This window comes from Rothia sp. HMSC071F11 (genome assembly GCF_001809115.1).
Lineage (GTDB): Bacteria > Actinomycetota > Actinomycetes > Actinomycetales > Micrococcaceae > Rothia > Rothia dentocariosa.
Genome location: NZ_KV795756.1, coordinates 149,836 through 167,671 on the forward strand (window position 1 = coordinate 149,836; position 17,836 = coordinate 167,671).

Sequence of the window (17,836 nt, forward strand, 5' to 3'; positions counted from 1 at the left end):
GCAAGAGCTGCAGCGCACCAAATACTCTATAACCTAGTTTAGTGAGAACTCACCCGAACTTTCCAGCTGAACCCGGCGGATACGGTGAGTTGTTCTTCACGGGAACACGCTTGTAGGAAGGCAAAACATGCCTTGAGGGTGGGTAAGTTCTGCGAGATATTGTGCTCATGGGAGCTTATGCATCTCTGTTTTACATTGATATCTAAAGGAAAGCGTAGCGACCACTGCAAAATTGCCTTAAACATTCGCTAGAATATGGGCTATGGATGACCCCTTCAGTTACCCCAATACAGACTGTCGAATATTACACTTTTATGACGCTCGTCGTCCTGATGACGTTGGGTGCGCGGTGAACGCATGAACTTTATACTTCTTGCTCTCGGCATCGCACTCATTCTAGGAACCGGTTTCTTCGTAGCTGTCGAATTCTCACTTGTGGCGCTTGAGACCGCGACCGTGTATCAAGAACGAGAAAAAGGTGATACTCGCGCTAACGCCGTTCTTCAATGCTTACGTACTCTCTCAACACAGCTTTCAAGTTGCCAAATTGGCATTACGATCACGACTCTGCTCACGGGGTACACACTCGACGCTTCCATTAATGCGTTAACCGCTGGATTTATCTCTTCGTGGGGTCTTCCTAGGGCTGTAACTTCAACCCTGACCCTTGTGCTTGCTATGGGAATTGCCACCCTGTTATCAATGCTCCTCGGTGAACTGGTGCCTAAAGGCCTTGCGATCGCTGAACCCTACCGGGTGGCGCGGCAAGTCGCGCCTGCGCAGCTTATATTTACGCGCATCATGAAACCTGTGGTCGTCGTGATGAACGGGTCTGCCAATAGGATTCTTCGTCTCTTCGGTATGGAGGCTCAGGAGGAACTTTCTGCTGCCCGCAGTCCCGAAGAGCTTTCGGCAATGGTGCGTCGCTCTGCGGAGCAGGGAACCTTGGATTCGGATACGGCTCGATTTGTGGATCGCACGCTCAGTTTTGCTGAACTTACCGCTTCCGAGGTGATGACTCCGCGAGGGCGGGTTACGATGCTCGAAGATACGGCGCCCGTAACAGAGGTTATAGAGCAGGCCCGTGCGACCGGGCATTCGCGTTTTCCTCTATATCGTGGAGATCATGACAATATTGTGGGTGTTATCCATGTGAAGAAAGCTGTCGGGGTTCCAACCGATGTGCGTGAAACCCTGGAAGCCGGTGCATTGGCTGATGATGTGCTGCAGGTTCCTGAAACGCTGCACGTGGATGCGCTTCTTACTCAGCTGCGTGAAGGAGCATTACAACTTGCCGTCGTTCTCGACGAATACGGCGGAACATCGGGAATTGTGACTCTTGAAGACCTTGTTGAAGAAATTGTGGGTGAGGTATCCGATGAGCACGATCAAGGGCGAACGGAACGGCCTCTACGTTTTGGTAACGGCGACTGGGTGTTCTCAGGCTTGCGTCGCCCGAATGAGGTTAACGAATTTATTCCCGGTGTCATCGCCGAGCATCCTTCTTACGAAACCGTGGGCGGTTTTATGATGGAGCAGCTGGGGCGCATACCTGAACAGGGTGACCAGGTACCGATCTCTGGCGGTATTCTGCGTGTAGACCATGTTGAGGGGCGCCGGGTAGACCGCATCCGCTTTATTCCCGACAGCATCGGGAAAGGACTCGTATCGCAGCCAGCGGTTTTGCAGAATCGGCGGGTGCGCTCATGAATGACTGGATAGCTATAGCACTCCTCGTTATTTTGCTTATCGGCAATGCATTTTTTGTCGCAGGTGAATTTGCCATCATGTCTACCCGCCGAGCCCAAATAGAGCCCCTGGCGGATGGGGGAAATAAACGCGCAAAAGTGGTGCTCTACGCACTGGAACGCGTTTCTCTGATGTTGGCTACCTGCCAGTTGGGTATTACGATTTGTTCTCTGCTGATTCTGAACGTTTCCGAACCTGCTCTGCACCATCTGCTGGGGACACCTTTAGAGTTACTTGGTCTTCCGCACGCCACGGTCGATATTCTTGCCTTCGTCGTTACCCTTATCGTGGTGACGTATCTGCACGTTATTTTTGGTGAAATGGTGCCGAAAAATGCTGCGGTTACTCTGGCAGCGCGCGGTATTGCCCTGTGGATTGTTCCTACGTTGGTACGGGTTTCGCATGTTTTTGCTCCCATCGTGGCGTTTCTCAACGGTATGTCAAACATGCTTTTACGCTGGATGCGGGTGGATATTAAAGACGAGGTCGCCTCTACCTTTACACTAGGCGAGCTACAGTCTATCGTTGCCCAATCCACGGCAGAAGGCACCGTCGAGGACGATGCCGGCGTTATCGGCGGCGCTCTCGAATTTAGCGGGAAGCATGTTTCTGAGATTATGGTAAGTCGGGACAACGTGCATACACTGCCCTTCGGATGTACTCCGGCAGAGGTAGAACACGCCGTAGCACGCACCGGATATTCTCGTTTTCCCGTCCACGATGAAGCCGGAATCTATATGGGGTACCTGCACCTCAAGGATGCCCTAGACGTAGCCCCTGAACGCACAGACCAGCCCTTTCCCTGGTACAAGCTGCGGTCTTTGACCGTTCTAACACCGACGACCGAAATTGACGATGCGCTCGCCACCATGCAGCAGAATCGCTCTCATCTGGCGCAGGTCGTAGACACTTCGGGCACATTATTAGGTGTGGTCTTTATGGAAGATGTGATCGAAGAACTTGTGGGCGAAATTCGTGATACGACACAGGACTCGAAGCGGCGTAAAGCCAGCACATCGCACTCTGAAGGGATAAGCCAAGATGAACAATAAAGAGTTGTTTATACGTTATATGGCGTGATTTAGTGGTAATGCATCAGCAAACCCGGCGCGTCGTAATTGAAAATCGTTTTCACCTTGCGTAGCCTGGTAAAACTCGCTCGGAAAATATTCGCGCCGCAGTCGAAAGAAGAAATAACATGAAAAAACTCATGAGCACCATAACGGTATTGGCTGGAGTATCTCTCATGGTGAGTGGCTGCTCAACCGCTAACTCGGGTTCCAACGGGTCATCAGGCAACGACGGCGGGAAAGTAAAAGTTGTTGCAACCACTGATGTTTATGCCGATATTGTCAAGCAGGTGGGAGGGGACAACGTAGACGTTACCCCTATTATTGCGTCAACTAGCACTGACCCTCACTCCTATGAAGCAACCGCAGCAGACCGTGTTAAAACGAAGGACGCAGGTCTTGTTGTCGTCAATGGAGGCGGCTACGACCAGTTCCTTGAAGATATGGCAGGCAAAGACAATAGCTCACAGAAGGTTGTCAACGCCGTCAAGCTGAGCGGGAAACTAACTGACAGTGAATATGATCATCTCGCCGAAGACCACAAGGACGGTCATCATGACCATGAAGACGGTGAAGAACATAAACACGCCCACGAGTTTAACGAACACCTCTGGTACGACTTCGACACCATGAAGAAAGTTGCCACCGAAGTAGCAGAAGACTTGGCACAGCTGGATTCCGCACATGCAGACTCTTACCGCGAAAATGCTAAGAAACTCGGCACAGAACTTGATACTCTGGACTCCTCAGCGAAGAAGATTGACGGCAAAGGCAAGAAATATATTTCGACTGAGCCCGTGCCCGATTACCTGATCGCCTCCACGGGAGCCGAGAATGCAACCCCTGAAGAATTCGCGGAATCAATCGAAGCTGAGAAAGACGTTCCGGCACTCGTGCTTAAGGAAACCCAAGATTTGGTGACTGAGAAGCAGGTCTCCCTGGTGGCATACAATGAGCAAACCGAAACCTCACAGACCAAGGAAGTGCTTCAAACGGCTAAAGACGCGGGGGTTGCCCACGTTTCCTTTACCGAAACTCTCCCCGAGAACACCGATTACCTATCGTGGATGAAGACTAACGTTTCAAATCTCGAAAAGGCACTTTCCTAAGTGAAAAATACGACACCATCAGGCACCCCCGCGATAGAAATACGCGGGGGTAACCTCGCTTTTGGAACCCGTACCCTTTGGAATGACCTCAACCTGTCCATTGCTCAAGGAGAATATTTCGCGGTCCTTGGGCCGAACGGTTCCGGAAAATCTACATTCCTCAAAGTAGCCCTCGGACTCACCGCGATGAACACCGGCACAATCTCTGTTCTGGGCAAGCCGGCCCGCGCCGGAAACCCCGGCGTAGGCTACATTCCCCAGCAAAAAGCAATCGACCCATCAACCCCGATGCGTGCCCGCGACCTCGTTGGCTTGGGCATCGACGGGCACCGCTGGGGAATCCGGTTGGGCGGCAGAAAGTATCGTGCAAAAGTCAATGAACTCTTAGAGGCCGTCGGCGCTTTAGAATACGCCAATGTCCCGGTTGGTCTGCTTTCAGGGGGCGAACAGCAGCGACTGCGCATAGCCCAAGCTCTCGCGAATAACCCCCAAATGCTGCTTGCTGATGAAGCTCTTCTCTCTCTCGACCTGAACCATCAATACGCGGTTGCTGATCTGATTCATCGGTTTAACCGCGATCAGGGTGGCTCTGTTATCTTCGTAACTCACGAGATTAACCCCATCATTGAGCATGTTGATCGCGTCTTATATCTCGCCAACGGGCGATTTACCGTAGGAACTGTACCCGAGGTCATGAACAGCGAAACCCTGAGCGATCTTTATGGAACCCCCATCAACGTGCTGAAATCCAACGGGCGCTACGTTGTGGTAGGGGAGACCCATGCCAGCGACCATTGCCATGTGGTAGGTGGGGAGCAGAACCTTCATGGTGCGCATCAGGACCTTCGAGAAATTGCAGTCGAGACGGATCATGATGCATCCTCGGGCAAACCGGTCAAAACCGCGAGCGCGGCGGGTGCCTTAGAAGATTCTTCTAATACTACGAAATATCACGCCGAGCACAAGGGCGGAGGAACACCCCAATGATTCTTTCCACAGTAATCTCTCCGGTGCTTGCGGCAAGCCAGCAACAGAACGATTTACTCTCGCGGATTTTCGTTTTCGACCGATACAGCGAACTAGTTCAGCTGTTGCAGAACTCTATTCTTGCGGGTGCAGTCCTCGGTATTATCGGTGGTTTCGTCGGCATGTTTGTTATGATGCGCGATCATGCCTTCGCCGTTCACGGTGTATCTGAAATGTCGTTTGCGGGTGCCGCGCTGGCACTTCTGCTGGGGTACGATGTCATTACCGGGTCAATGATTGGGTCCATTATCTCCGCCTTGCTGATCGGCATGATGGGCGTGAAGAAAAGCGAATCAAACTCGGTCATTGGTGCCCTCATGCCCTTTGGTCTGGGCTTAGGCATTCTCTTTCTCTCGCTCTATCAGGGCAGGAGCGCCAATAAATTCTCGCTTTTAACCGGTCAGATTGTTTCGGTTGACGGCGATCAGCTGAACGCCATGATCGCTGGAGCCATCGTAATTATCGCAATCCTGACTCTGGTCTGGCGGCCACTGAGCTTCGCTTCACTCGATCCCGAAGTGGCCCAGGCAAAGGGCGTTCCTATGCGTACCCTATCTCTGGTCTTTATGGTGGTTCTGGGTATCGCTGTAGCGCTTTCGGTTCAGGTCGTTGGCTCCCTGCTGGTGCTGGCCCTCTTGATTACTCCGTCTGCCGCGGCACTTCAGGTGACTGCATCCCCGCTTAAAGCGCTTATTCTCTCGGTGATTTTTGCGGAACTGGCTATTGTGGGCGGTATTTTGCTTGCGCTTGCTGGTTCGTTACCGATCAGTCCTTATGTCACCAGTGTATCCTTCGTAATTTATCTTATCTGTCGCATTATTGGCGGAATTAGGAGGCGGCACAGCGCATCAGGTCGCATCGCCCGTCAGACACAAGGGGATGCACATCATCACCCTGCGAGCGTCTAGTAGCGGCTCTTTCTAGAGAATCTTAAAGTCTGTTGCCCACAACTCAACCAAGAGTTCAAGAGTTGTGGGCAACAGACTTTAAGAGTAGCGCATACTCTGCGGGATGAACCAAGATTCAGGTCTTATTTACTGGCGCCCCGTCAACCGATTTTCTTCATCGCGGAGTTCCAGAGTGCATTCAGGGCAGTAGCCGGTAACTTCAACTACATGCTCCAATTCCGAGAACCCGTATTTTTTCCCCATATCAAGGGCCCAATCCTCAATAGCGGGTGCCTCAAGCTCCACGGCCTTACCGCAACGGCGGCACAGAAGATGATGATGGTGTGTATCGCCCTGACAATGACGGTAAAGCGACTCGCCTTCGACACCCTTCACGACATCCAGTTCTCCCGAATTAGCGAGAGACTGGAGCACACGGTAGGTTGTCGCCAAAGACACCTGCTCTTTACGGTTAGCTAGGGTGAGGTGCAAATCCTGCGCCGAAATAAAATCGCCCAGTTCGGCCATCGTGGCCTTGATAATGCGGCGCTGCTTGGTGTTGCGCGCCTCTGCCTGTTTCACGATCTTGCGGACGGGAATATGAGTATCCAAAACATAACCTTCCGGGTGGGGCACACCCAAGTAGTATGCGGGTTTGTGAGCCTTTTCTAATGACTCTACACTAAAATTTTGCATATCAAGTGCGAGTTATTAATTCTCTCACGTGGTGAAAATTCTAGATTACCCTGTAGTTAGCTATGGTACAGCACTAGAGCAGGCTCGAATCTGGCGAGTAGACTGGAACCATGGAACTGACAAAATATACCCATTCAAGTGTGCGGATAGAGCACGACGGTCATGTACTAGTGTTTGACCCCGGAAATTTCGCGCCTGAGGGCGAACATGCTCAGCTGCTTGATGGCGCGGACTACCTCTTGATCACACACGAGCACCCCGATCATTTTGATGCCGATCGTGTGCTGCCTTTGATCGCCGAAAAGCAACAGTTGCGTATTTGGGCGCCGCAAGCTGTCGCAGAGAAAATTCTTGATACTGCACCAAACGCCCACGTCACTGTTGTATCGGCAGATAGCGAATTTTCGGTGCCCGGTTTTGATGTACAGACCTTTGGCGGTCAGCACGCGCTGATTCACCCTTTGATCCCTACGATCGCCAATATTGGATACCTCATTAACGGTGTTGTGTACCACCCCGGTGATTCCCTCGTGGTGCCACATGGTGTGAAAGCTCCTCATGTGTTGGTGCCGGTGCACGCGCCCTGGAGCAAAGTTCAAGAAGTTATCGATTTTGTGATCGCGGTGGGAGCACAGCATGCGTACCCCATTCACAATGGCATGATTAATGAGAATGGTACGGGAATTATCGAGGGTTTGATTACTACCTTTAGCAACAAGTACGGTACCGAATATTCGCATCTAAACCCCGGTGACACGGTCAAGTTCTAGATTTTGGAGGATAGAGTGAGCAGTATTTTTACCAAGATTATTGACGGCGAGATTCCGGGCCGTTTTGTCTGGAAAGATGAGAAATGCGTAGCGTTTATGGATATTCAGCCAGCATCGCACGGGCATCTGCTTGTGGTCCCGCATGAAGAAATTGACCGTTGGCCCGAGCTGCCGGTGGAGCTTGCAGCACATCTTTTCGCAGTAGCGCATAAGATTTCCGGCGCTCTAGATCGAGCTTTCGATAAAGACCGGGTAGCGCTTATGATTGCCGGGTTCGATGTGCCACACACGCATATTCATCTGTTCCCAGCGGATAGTATGGCGGAATATGACCCGGCGAATGCGCTCGCTAACGTGACTGCCGAGGAACTGGATGCTGACGCGGAGGCAGTGCGTACCGCCCTGCGCGACCTCGGACACGGTGAATTTGTGCCGGAGGCTTAGGAGCGCCTGATTCTCTTATTATTCCGTTTCACCACAGACATTAAAAAGTGCCTTTATTCAGATAAAGGCACTTTTTAATGTCTGTGGTGAGCATGATGCACAGCTTAGCGTCCCTCAGCGGTACGCTGTGAACGGTGCATGTTGCCCTGTTGTTGCTGCTGTGAAACAGGCAAAAGCCTTCGCATACTCGCAAGAAAAGTATTCGGAGGCTCGCCCTCGCCGTAGGTAGGTTTAGTGTTTTTCCGCCTTTGAGATCTGATCTGCCAAATCTTCGGGGGAGAGGTTGGCGGAAGAGAACTCGGGGGTCAGTGGCAGATGCAGCTGTAAACCGGTGCCGGGGCAGATTTCTACGTTTGCTGACTTTAGTTTGAAGTCGACCACGTGTCCGCCATGAGTACGGTCATCGTCAATAAAGTGGGCGTGGCACCCCGGAACGGAAATGCCCTGCTCATAGATTGGGGTACGGAAACCCACAATCGTTCCCGTCAGATTATCGAACTGAACGATATCCTCATTCTCGGTTGCGTCTACCATCTTCGGGTAGGGCTTTTCCTGCTTGACCACGGTACGAGTACGAACCCACTCAAACTCGCCATAAATCTTGATAGCGTACATGTAGTTCTTCGACACCGTAAAATTATCGAGAACCTGTGAGGTGGAGGTGCGCAGCATGTTTTGCGGAAGCTCACGACGGATCATGGGTACGAAGTTTGTGACCACTGCATATGGGGTTCGATCAGTAAGCTGGGGGATAGAAACCGAGCCGTCATGGCGCACCTGGTAACAATCGCCGTCGAGCACCACCATCTCCCCATCAAGGCCGTTAAAAGTTCCTACCCCAAAGTTACCGTGGCTCAACAGTTCACCAATTGTCATTTCGCCATCGTACACGCCGTCGAGTAGCTGCGACATAAGACCTGTCTGGAAGACCTCGTTGCGGAATACGGTTTCTCCATTGAGCTGAGTCGGCTGATATGCCATCGTTTTACCTTCCATCGCGTATATTTGACTACACCATCATTCTACGCCGCATATTCCAAATGCCGTGTTTGTATATAAAATATGCCCATGCTAGAGATCGAGTACCATTTCAATGTGCTTGATTCCAGCTTCCTGATAGGGTTCACCGCGAGCCACAAAACCGGCCGCCCCATAGTAGGTATCTCTTAAATATGCTTGCGCGCTAATCACAATCTGCCGTGCAGATGTGTTCGTGCGAATCCAGTCAATGGCCGCGTGTAAAAGTTTACGTCCTAGCCCATTTCTGCGTACTTCTTGACGTACCGCAACACGACCCAGCGTCCATGCATCTGCGATGGTGCGGTGATTACCGTCATTGACATGTTCCAGATCAAACATGCGCAGATACGCGAGTACACGACCAGAATCATCAGCGGAAAAGAAATGGACGCATTCAAAATCGGTTTCATCAGCCTCGGGCTCAGTAATCTTCTGCCCCGCAGCAAAAACCAGGGTGCGTGTTATATGAATCTGCTGAAGTTCATGCAGTGTGAGCTCATCAAATAGTTTGGCCGTAAAACCGGGAGAGGAAGTCATGAATCCTGCTTGTCTGACGAACGGTCTGTTGAGAGCGGGCGGGCATATAATGCGTAAAAACCTACACTACTAGAGGCACATATCCGGCACTGTAGTTTCCTAAAACTTGCCCGTCCCGCATCATCCGTGGATGCGCTAGTGCTCAATCGCCGGATTAGCGCTGCAAATCGAGTACCATTTCGACATGCTCGATTCCAGACTCCATGTAGTGCTCACCGCGCTCAACAAACCCCTCAGGACTGTAGTAGGTATCTTTCAGATATGCTTGAGCGGCGATCACGATTTCTTTTGCGTCCGTGTTATTCCGGATCCATTCCAAGGCTGCGTGTAAAAGCTTACGTCCCAGGCCGGTACCACGTGCATCTGGGTGAACTGCCACACGGCCGAATGTCCACGCGCCCGGAATGTAGCGGTGGCGTGCATCCTGAACCTTCTCAAGATCGAATAGACGCAGATACGCGAGCACTTTTCCCGAATCGTCCTCATTCACCATATGGATGCATTCGAAATCAGCGTCATCAGGCTCCTGATCAGTTGATTGCTGACCCACTGTGAACACCAGAGAACGAATAATATGAATCTGCTGCAACTCGTGAGCGGTCAGCTCGTCAAAATGCTTGGCGATGAATTTGGACACGGGCTCTCCTGCGTTGGTCATATCGGTGAAAAGACAGTTCTCATTATTCTAACGTGATGTGTGCGAATCACACGAAATCTAAAGAATATACGGTAAGAATGTGCGGCGTGTACAGCTAAAGCGTACCAATAAGAACGCCGCCAATAACTACGAGGGCGAGTCCTCCTAACACATACAGCAACTCCAGCCTCGTTTTCTTCTCGCCCAGTAGCAAGATACTGCCCAGAGTGGAGATAATAACGTTCATCTGTGAGAGTGTAAACCCGCTGGCAACACCGTTGCGATGCGGCTCAATAGACACTAGGTAGGCTAACGCAGCACCCGAGAAAATCACGCCACAGATAATGTTCTGTAAAGACTTCTTATCCCAAGGGCGGGTACCGTCACGGGTCAGCATAGACATCGTGATAGCTGCTACCACCATACCCACTGATTGGGGCAGGAATTTATACCACCCGTCTACACTCACATAGTTGGGAAAGAATGAATATCCAACATATCCGATGGTAGAAAATAAGAGTGTGATAATACCGGTCCGCATATTCCCGCCAGACTGTGGGTCAGGATTCTCTTGCTTCGTGGTCATCCAAATACCGATGATAATGAGAGCCAGAGCTACGGCCCCAATTACTTTAGCTTGAACGGTACCCCAGTCGCCGAACGCCACCACGCCCATCAGCGAAGTACCTACCAGCTGCATGCCAGTCGATAAAGGCATGGTTTGAGAAACACCGATTTGGGTAAAAGCACGGTACTGGTTCATCTGACCAAACGCCCAGCTTGCTCCTGAGAGGAAGCACAGAAAAAATGCCCAAGCGTCAAGGCGAATCGGGAAGAAAAGCAGGGAAGTGGCAATACCCATGAGGAGCACGCCCATCGTGGTACCCATAATTTGCTGAGTCGGTTTACCACCGATTTTAGATACGCACAGAGGCAGAATGCCCCAGAATAGCGCGGGTATAAGACCGATAAGGATATTCATGGAAATATTTCCTTAGGCACTATGAGAACACAGAATATACAGCTGTTCCGTGGAAAGAATAGTAAATTACCATTTTAGAAACGTCTATAACGCTGTAAGCTCACTCTAGCTTATCTTGTTTTATAAAATTCGAGCCCGGCAGGTAAACATCCTGTTTGAGATCTTAAAACAGAAGATGCCCTCCTTACATAAGGGCATCTTTAGGATAGTTCGGTCAAGCTTTAAGACCATAGGGAAGCGACAGTCTTCGTAAAGTGCGCACCATCGGGGTGTATCTGCGATACAAGCTGGAGATTCCAGGTTCCATTGCTCCCATTAATATTTGCGGTCGTGCGCGTACGTGCTACGAGCTGAGCGCCATTGTCACTTCGTTCCACGTGAGCAGATACTACCTCAATATTGCTGTAGGACATAGTTTTATCGGCAACCGACTGTACCCACTCATCGCGAGTCTGGATTTGGCCTGTGATGTGGGTGAGTGTAGCATCCTCAGTGAGAGTGGAACGGAGAGATTCGGCGTCAGCATCCATCATCGCCATAAACATACGCTCTTGTGTGCGAATAGGCTGTTCATCGGAACCTGTATAGGGCTCGCCTGGTGCAGAGGGTAATAGCTGGTCATTCTTATATAGTGCTTCATCGGACGACAGCGAGCTGGAAGCGCAACCTACGAAAGTTGCAACTGCTGTAAGACCAGCTGATAGACATACAGTACGCCGTGATAGTACATGCGACACGTCAAACTCCTTTAGAACGTGGAGGCAGTAATCCCCTAAGAACTTACTTGCGGCTTCATCATACGTGAAGGTTAAGCCTTAATTCCAAATTTTGTAAGTATTCCACATTATGGCCACTGAGGGAATCAAGTACCTTGTGGAGCTGTTCTTTCTGAGTGGGGAAACTTGCGAATAGGTCTATCTTCTCAGTGTTTACTAGTTAAGGAAGGCTACTATGCTAGGCAATGCCGCAGTGTATTGTCAATATGAAAGCACAACCGGAATATACAAATTCTGGAAAGGTTAGTATGTGTATGCTCGCCATGAGCATAATCTATGATGAAGCAAAGGTGGATAAAAAAACTATAAGACTATCTCAAAATTATTATAAAGCTAATAAATATGCTTGTCAGAGGTCGGAGTCTTAGAATCCTTAGGAATTATCATCGTGAGTTCTGATATACAACTATATTGAAAATTAGAATCGGCTATGTCAGTAAAAGGGATAAATTTTTGCCCTTTTATTTTCAGAGTCAAAGGTACAGAACTATTCCTATAACGCCGATATTAACTAGAATGCTCCATGCCCTCATATATTGAGGACACGGAGCATTCTAACCTCTATAAATAACGGTTAGACACCGTAGTACAGCTGGTATTCCAGTGGGTGAGGAATCAGCGAGAGCGGTTCAAGCTCGTTCGTGCGCTTGTAGTCAATCCACGCATGAATCAGATCCTCGGTGAATACGCCGCCTTCGAGTAGGAAGTCGTGGTCTGCCTCAAGCGCGGCCAGCGCTTCCTCAAGGTTAGCGGGGGCCTTCTTGATATCCTTGGCCTCTTCGGCGGGCAGCTCGTATAGGTCCTTGTCGATCGGTGCTGGTGGCTCAATACGGTTGCGAATACCATCCAAACCGGCCATAAGCTGAGCCGAGAACGCGAAATAGGGGTTACATGAAGGGTCAGGGGCACGGAACTCCAGGCGCTTAGCTTTCGGGTTGGCGCCAGTAATCGGGATGCGAATACCGGCAGAGCGGTTACCCTGCGAGTACACCATATTCACGGGGGCCTCGTAGCCAGGCACAAGGCGCTTGTAAGAGTTAACGGTCGGGTTGGTAAACGCCAACACAGCGGAGGAATGCTCAATCAGACCGCCGATGTACCAGCGAGCGATATCGGAGAGGTTTGCGTATCCGCGCTCATCATAAAAGAGTGGGTCGCCGCCTAACCACAGTGACTGGTGGCAGTGCATACCCGAACCGTTATCGCCGAAGACAGGTTTCGGCATGAAAGTCACTGACTTGCCCCACTCATCGGCGGTGTTCTTGATAACGTACTTAAACTTCAGCAGGTCGTCGGCGGCATTGGTGAGGGTTGAGAACTTGTAGTTGATCTCTGCCTGTCCGGGAGACCCAACTTCGTGATGGCTGCGCTCAACTTCGAGCCCAACCTGATCCATCGCTACGCACATAGCATCACGCAGATCGGCTTGCTTATCGACAGGGGAGACCGGGAAATAACCGCCCTTGATAGGGGTCTTATTACCAAGATTGCCGCCTTCTTCCTTGCGGCCGGTGTTCCAATATGCTTCATCGGAATCGATTTTATAGAACACGGAATTGGGCTCTACCTGGTAACGGACATCCTCAAAGACGAAGAACTCGGCTTCAGAAGCAAAGAACGCGGTATCGGCAACACCTGTGGACTGCAAGTATGCTTCAGCGCGTTCGGCTACACCGCGAGGGTCACGATGGTAAGGCTCACCGGTGCGGGGATTCACGATAGAGCAGATAATAACAAGGGTTTTTTCAAGACGGAAAGGATCAACATACGCCGACTTAACATCAGGAATAAGCTGCATATCAGACTCGGCAATGCCCTGGAAACCACGAATAGACGAGCCATCAAAAAGCTGACCGTTGACGAAGAAATCCTCGTCGATCGCCTTCGCCGGAAGGTTGAAGTGCTGCTGCACCCCAGGCATATCGGTGAATCGAATGTCGACGAAGACAATTTCGTCGCTCTTAATAAAATCGAGAACTTCTTGGGGACTGGTAAACATACGGACTGCTCCTCGTGGTGTTTTGTCCTTGGTGTCTGGTGTGGCGCCCAGTTTATGAGTTGTGCACCACTATCTAGCATAGGGGGTATTTTTTGCTCTGTCGTGTCTATTATGTTTCGGTAGTGTTACAAAGTTGCCGATGTGGTAGGGTGGCGTACGTTGAGGAAAGAGATACAGGATAATAGAAACCATGATTGAACGTGACGATCTTGGGTCGTGGCTCAACGGCGCGCCCAGCGACCAAAAATACCCCGGAGAGATCATGGGGCGACCAGAGACAGGACCTGGCGCTATAGCCCGTCCGATGCGTCGCCTCCTAGGTTTCATCATAGATTGGTATCTATGCTTGGGTCTTGCGTTTCTGCTAGTCGGAGGCCAAAACGTACAAATACATGGTCTAATGACACTAGGAATTTTTCTGCTGTACCTGATCGTACTCGTAGGATTTATGGGGCACACTCTGGGGCATTTTCTGGTTGGAGTCCAAGTGCAAACTCTAGATGGCAGGCCTGCTGGTTGGAAGCGAGCCCTTATCCGAGCTGTGCTGACCATGCTGGTGCTGCCCACCGTAATTTTGGACGCGAATTCACGCGGTCTTCACGATCGCGCGGCAGGAACTATACTTGTGCGCATCCGCTAGATGCGAACTGTATTGCCGGAGAGCTTATATTATTTTCCGGGTATTAGACAGACAAGCTGAGCCCCGACCTTACCATGAGGTCGGGGCTCAGCCATAGGATGTACCGTTTCTAACGCCCACGCATTGCGCGACGATCGGGGCGCACACGGTTCGGATCTATACCCTTTGGAATGCTGTTCATGGGGTTACGCACATGGTTGAGGGTACTAAGACGATTAGAAACTCCCTGAACTTCTTGCTGAGTCAGGGCTTTAGGCAGCTTGTTCATAGTCTTGACGACATCTTTTAACTCAACCTGATTCTCGTCGTGACCGGTCTCAATCACGTGTACGGGAACGCCAGGAACTACGCGGTTAAGATGTTTCTTCTCATTTTTCACAAGGTTCTGCACACGCGATGAAGGTCCCTCGGTTACCAGCACAATTCCCGGCCTACCGAGACCCCGAAAGACAAGATCCTGATTGCGGTTCGCAGCTACAGGCTGCTCTTCCACAATCCAGCCGCGGCGCACAGAGTTCATAGCGGCACCCGCACGCCCGGGTTGTCCTTCGATCTGTGTGAACGCTGCTTTTTGTGCGCGACGACCCAGAATAATCATGGCGGCAAGAACGCCAACCGCAAGACCAAGAATAATAAAAGTGATGATGTTGTTGAGTAACGCGCCGATCAGGACGAAAACAAGTAGGGTAACGACCACTGCAAGAAGCAGAATCCACCCGATATTCGGGTCAGATTTTTTGGTCATCTGGTAGACCTGCTTCATCTGGGCAAACGTACCCGGAGACTTATCTTTCTTCTGCTTTTTCTTCTCTTCGCGTTTTTCTGCCACGGTGCTTCCTCTGGACAACGGGTAGGAAAATGCAGTATAAGACTGCAGTATTTATTCTATCTTAGATTGTTCTTGACCTGGATGCCCGTGCATTCTCCTCAAGGAAAAACTCACCTAACAGCCAAACCCTGCAAATGTGTCTAAAGTTTGGCCCTCGTTGGGGTAAACAAAGTTCCCCGATTCGTAACCTTCAGGAGAGGATGAACCGGGGAACTTTCTAAATCTATGTCTCTGCGGACTGAACTATTCTACTATTCTAGAAACCCGCTGCGACTAGGGAAGAAGCCTCTTGCAAAGCCGCACCGCCATCTTCGATATGCGCAAGGTTTTCTGGAATCTCATAGCCGTTCTTCTTCATCGCGCGTGCCCACAGACGACCGGCACGATATGAGGACCGAACCATCGGACCAGCCATAACGCCAGCAAAACCGATGGATTCTGCCATAGCTGAGAACTCCAGGAATTCGGCGGGCTTCACCCAACGCTCAATGGGATGGAAAAGGGGACCGGGGCGCAGATACTGAGTCAGGGTGATAATATCGCATCCGGCGTCGTACAGATCGCAGAGTGCCTCGTAAATCTCATCGTTAGTTTCACCCATACCCAGAATCAGGTTGGACTTCGTGACCATGCCGGCCTCTTTACCCTGGGTAATCACATCGAGTGAGCGCTCATAACGGAATGCCGGGCGGATCTGCTTAAAGATGCGCGGTACGGTCTCTAGGTTGTGGGCAAAAACCTCTGGACGTGCATCAATGACTTTCTGCACATGCTCTGGCTTACCCTTGAAATCAGGGATCAGCATCTCAACACCGGTATTGGGGCACATCTTGTGAATCTGGCGTGTAGTCTCTGCGTAGAGCCAGGCACCGCCGTCTTCAAGATCGTCACGTGCCACACCGGTCACCGTGGCATAACGCAGACCCATAACCTTAACGTTTTTAGCGACTTTGAAGGGCTCAGCGTAATCAACTGCAGCGGGTTTACCAGTGGCAATATTGCAGAAATCGCAACGGCGAGTGCATTCAGAACCGCCAATAAGGTAGGTTGCCTCGCGGTCTTCCCAACACTCATAGATATTGGGACAGCCAGCTTCCTCACACACTGTATGAAGCCCCTGACCGCGGGCCAATTCCTTCATTTCGTTATATTCAGGCCCCACAACGGCTTTGGTCTTAATCCAGTGAGGCTTCTTCTCGATGGGAACCTCAGCATTGCGAGCCTCGACGCGCAGCAGCTTGCGGCCTTCAGGCTTAATGCTCATGTGTGTTGCTCCTTCTAACTGGATGCGCCCTCGGTTTAAAACGGGCTGAAACCTATTTTACGCCTGCATCGTGCAGGCGAAAAACACTGTGGCGTGGATTATGGTTTGTATGTCTTTAAGTCTTGTTTACGCACACAAATTTCTATTCGGATTACTCGCCGAATATCGATAAGCAGTACTGACAAGGGGAAATACGTGAACCTTGTGGCTACGCAGCCGTCTCGTGTGCCACCTTGTGCTCCTGCGGAACAAGGGGCTCAAAAGGCATTGCCAAACGATCCTGATACTTAATAAGCTCACGCTCAAGGGTCTCTAGAATATCTGCCGGGGTTACTGTACGACCGAGCTGCTCTGAGATTGTTGTGACGCCAGCATCCGTAATACCGCAGGGAATGAACTGCATGAACGGTGCGGTCTCATTGCAGCAGTTAATGGCGAACCCGTGCATTGTGGTTTGCTTTGAAACGCGAATCCCAATAGCGGCGATTTTCTTATCCGGTGTGATGCCATCGCCCAGAATCCATACGCCGCTGCGCCCTTCCACTCGTTCGCCTTTGATGCCAAACTGAGCGAGTACATTCATAATAATCTCCTCTAGGATGCGTACATACGCTACTACATCAAGAGGCTCAGGAAGTTTCAGAATGGGATACCCGGTCAGCTGTCCCGGACCATGCCACGTGAGTTTTCCGCCGCGGTCAATTTTCACGACTGGAGTTGAACGGTCTGTGGGGTACTCATGATCTTCAGTGCGCTTGCCAGCTGTAATCACGGGCTCATGTTCGAGCAGAAGAATAGTGTTTTGCCGAGCACGTGCCGCTACCTCTGCATGAAGGCGAGATTGCATATCAAGGCTCTCAACATAATTCACATAGTCAGGGGCAAACCCCACACGTTCAAGTATTACGGACATAGCTTCTACCTTAGTACCGGAACGACCACGATAAAAATTAGGGCTTCCTGATTACACGTGCTCTGGGCCGCAGCATCGCTCTAGGAAAACAACTCGTACCTTGTGTGACAGATTATGACGTCATAAACAAGGCAGAAGGCGAGCAGAAACGCGTTATACAGCATGAAAATCGCTAAAAACCTTGTCCCTGTGGATAACTTTCACGGTGCTTTTCCAAAATCCGGTACATCTAGAGTATGAACACCGATAGCATCACATACCTTGAAAATCTTCACGAAGAACCAAACCTGAGTATTTGGACAGTTAAGATACATACAAATAGAGATTCATCGGTTAAGAATCGTATACTTCCCAAACAATTAGCCCCGGGGCTTTACACCCTTGCGATAAGTCATGATTCTCAGCAAATACCGTCGCACCAGATCAAAACACTTTGCGGTTTACCACCTTTACCCGGTGTCGCCACTGTACTAGCCGTAACGCGAGAC

Annotated in this window: 17 protein-coding genes and 1 pseudogene; 8 read left to right on the forward strand and 10 right to left on the reverse strand. The window is 50.7% G+C overall.

Going from position 1 to position 17,836, the window contains the following annotated elements; translation table 11 throughout:
• Positions 1-357: 357 nt before the first annotated feature.
• The 5 genes from HMPREF2554_RS05140 (at position 358) to HMPREF2554_RS05160 (ending at position 5,862) form a co-directional block, all read left to right on the forward strand.
• The gene (locus HMPREF2554_RS05140; RefSeq protein ID WP_041321824.1) at positions 358-1,710 is read left to right on the forward strand and encodes a hemolysin family protein; all 1,353 of its coding nucleotides are present in this window, start codon (positions 358-360) and stop codon (positions 1,708-1,710) included.
• Positions 1,707-2,801: a hemolysin family protein gene (locus tag HMPREF2554_RS05145; protein ID WP_013397387.1), complete on the forward strand. Its 1,095-nt coding sequence runs from the start codon at positions 1,707-1,709 to the stop codon at positions 2,799-2,801. Before HMPREF2554_RS05140 ends, HMPREF2554_RS05145 begins: the two co-directional genes overlap by 4 nt.
• A gap of 158 nt (positions 2,802-2,959) precedes the next feature.
• On the forward strand, positions 2,960-3,928 hold the full coding sequence (locus HMPREF2554_RS05150; RefSeq protein WP_246826010.1) for a metal ABC transporter solute-binding protein, Zn/Mn family: 969 nt from the start codon (positions 2,960-2,962) through the stop codon (positions 3,926-3,928).
• Entirely contained in the window at positions 3,929-4,915 is a 987-nt protein-coding gene (locus HMPREF2554_RS05155; RefSeq protein WP_013397385.1) for a metal ABC transporter ATP-binding protein, read from the forward strand. It begins immediately after the preceding gene.
• Positions 4,912-5,862 carry a metal ABC transporter permease gene (locus HMPREF2554_RS05160; RefSeq protein WP_013397384.1) on the forward strand — a complete coding sequence of 317 codons (951 nt, stop codon included), beginning with the start codon at positions 4,912-4,914 and terminating at the stop codon, positions 5,860-5,862. Before HMPREF2554_RS05155 ends, HMPREF2554_RS05160 begins: the two co-directional genes overlap by 4 nt.
• A 126-nt stretch (positions 5,863-5,988) precedes the next feature.
• Here HMPREF2554_RS05160 and HMPREF2554_RS05165 read toward each other — a convergent pair whose 3' ends face one another.
• The gene (locus HMPREF2554_RS05165) at positions 5,989-6,453 is read right to left on the reverse strand and encodes a Fur family transcriptional regulator (protein WP_037231042.1); all 465 of its coding nucleotides are present in this window, start codon (positions 6,451-6,453) and stop codon (positions 5,989-5,991) included.
• Positions 6,454-6,647: 194 nt separating this feature from the next.
• On the opposite strand from HMPREF2554_RS05165, the gene HMPREF2554_RS05170 reads away from it, so the two are divergent.
• Together HMPREF2554_RS05170 and HMPREF2554_RS05175 are read left to right on the forward strand one after the other, a co-directional pair.
• Positions 6,648-7,307: an MBL fold metallo-hydrolase gene (locus HMPREF2554_RS05170; RefSeq protein ID WP_013397382.1), complete on the forward strand. Its 660-nt coding sequence runs from the start codon at positions 6,648-6,650 to the stop codon at positions 7,305-7,307.
• A gap of 15 nt (positions 7,308-7,322) precedes the next feature.
• On the forward strand, positions 7,323-7,751 hold the full coding sequence (locus tag HMPREF2554_RS05175; protein WP_041321510.1) for an HIT family protein: 429 nt from the start codon (positions 7,323-7,325) through the stop codon (positions 7,749-7,751).
• A gap of 231 nt (positions 7,752-7,982) precedes the next feature.
• Here the strand turns inward: HMPREF2554_RS05175 and budA are convergent, their stop codons facing one another.
• From budA to glnA, 6 genes are all read right to left on the reverse strand, one after another.
• On the reverse strand, positions 7,983-8,732 hold the full coding sequence (budA, locus tag HMPREF2554_RS05180) for an acetolactate decarboxylase (RefSeq protein WP_004004988.1): 750 nt from the start codon (positions 8,730-8,732) through the stop codon (positions 7,983-7,985).
• Between the two features lie 90 nt (positions 8,733-8,822).
• Positions 8,823-9,308 carry a GNAT family N-acetyltransferase gene (locus tag HMPREF2554_RS05185; protein WP_013397379.1) on the reverse strand — a complete coding sequence of 162 codons (486 nt, stop codon included), beginning with the start codon at positions 9,306-9,308 and terminating at the stop codon, positions 8,823-8,825.
• Between the two features lie 154 nt (positions 9,309-9,462).
• The gene (locus HMPREF2554_RS05190; protein WP_238382282.1) at positions 9,463-9,945 is read right to left on the reverse strand and encodes a GNAT family N-acetyltransferase; all 483 of its coding nucleotides are present in this window, start codon (positions 9,943-9,945) and stop codon (positions 9,463-9,465) included.
• Between the two features lie 115 nt (positions 9,946-10,060).
• On the reverse strand, positions 10,061-10,927 hold the full coding sequence (locus tag HMPREF2554_RS05195) for a GRP family sugar transporter (protein WP_013397378.1): 867 nt from the start codon (positions 10,925-10,927) through the stop codon (positions 10,061-10,063).
• Between the two features lie 221 nt (positions 10,928-11,148).
• Positions 11,149-11,664, reverse strand: a complete 516-nt coding sequence (locus tag HMPREF2554_RS05200; RefSeq protein ID WP_013397377.1) for a nuclear transport factor 2 family protein — start codon at positions 11,662-11,664, stop codon at positions 11,149-11,151.
• 613 nt (positions 11,665-12,277) lie between these two features.
• Positions 12,278-13,702: a type I glutamate--ammonia ligase gene (gene glnA / locus HMPREF2554_RS05210; protein ID WP_013397376.1), complete on the reverse strand. Its 1,425-nt coding sequence runs from the start codon at positions 13,700-13,702 to the stop codon at positions 12,278-12,280.
• 190 nt (positions 13,703-13,892) lie between these two features.
• On the opposite strand from glnA, the gene HMPREF2554_RS05215 reads away from it, so the two are divergent.
• Complete coding sequence (locus HMPREF2554_RS05215; RefSeq protein WP_013397375.1) at positions 13,893-14,342, forward strand: RDD family protein; 450 nt, start codon at positions 13,893-13,895, stop codon at positions 14,340-14,342.
• 109 nt (positions 14,343-14,451) lie between these two features.
• On the opposite strand, the gene HMPREF2554_RS05220 is transcribed toward HMPREF2554_RS05215, so the two are convergent.
• The 3 genes and pseudogenes from HMPREF2554_RS05220 to lipB form a co-directional block, all read right to left on the reverse strand.
• Positions 14,452-15,171, reverse strand: coding sequence for a DUF4191 domain-containing protein (locus HMPREF2554_RS05220; RefSeq protein ID WP_013397374.1), 720 nt, complete (start codon positions 15,169-15,171; stop codon positions 14,452-14,454).
• A 256-nt stretch (positions 15,172-15,427) separates the two neighbouring features.
• A complete protein-coding gene (gene lipA, locus HMPREF2554_RS05225) occupies positions 15,428-16,435 on the reverse strand; it encodes a lipoyl synthase (RefSeq protein WP_004004979.1) in 1,008 nt (335 codons plus the stop codon).
• A 208-nt stretch (positions 16,436-16,643) separates the two neighbouring features.
• Positions 16,644-17,351 (reverse strand): annotated as a pseudogene (gene lipB / locus HMPREF2554_RS05230) (lipoyl(octanoyl) transferase LipB); the annotation flags it as partial.
• Positions 17,352-17,836: the final 485 nt, after the last annotated feature.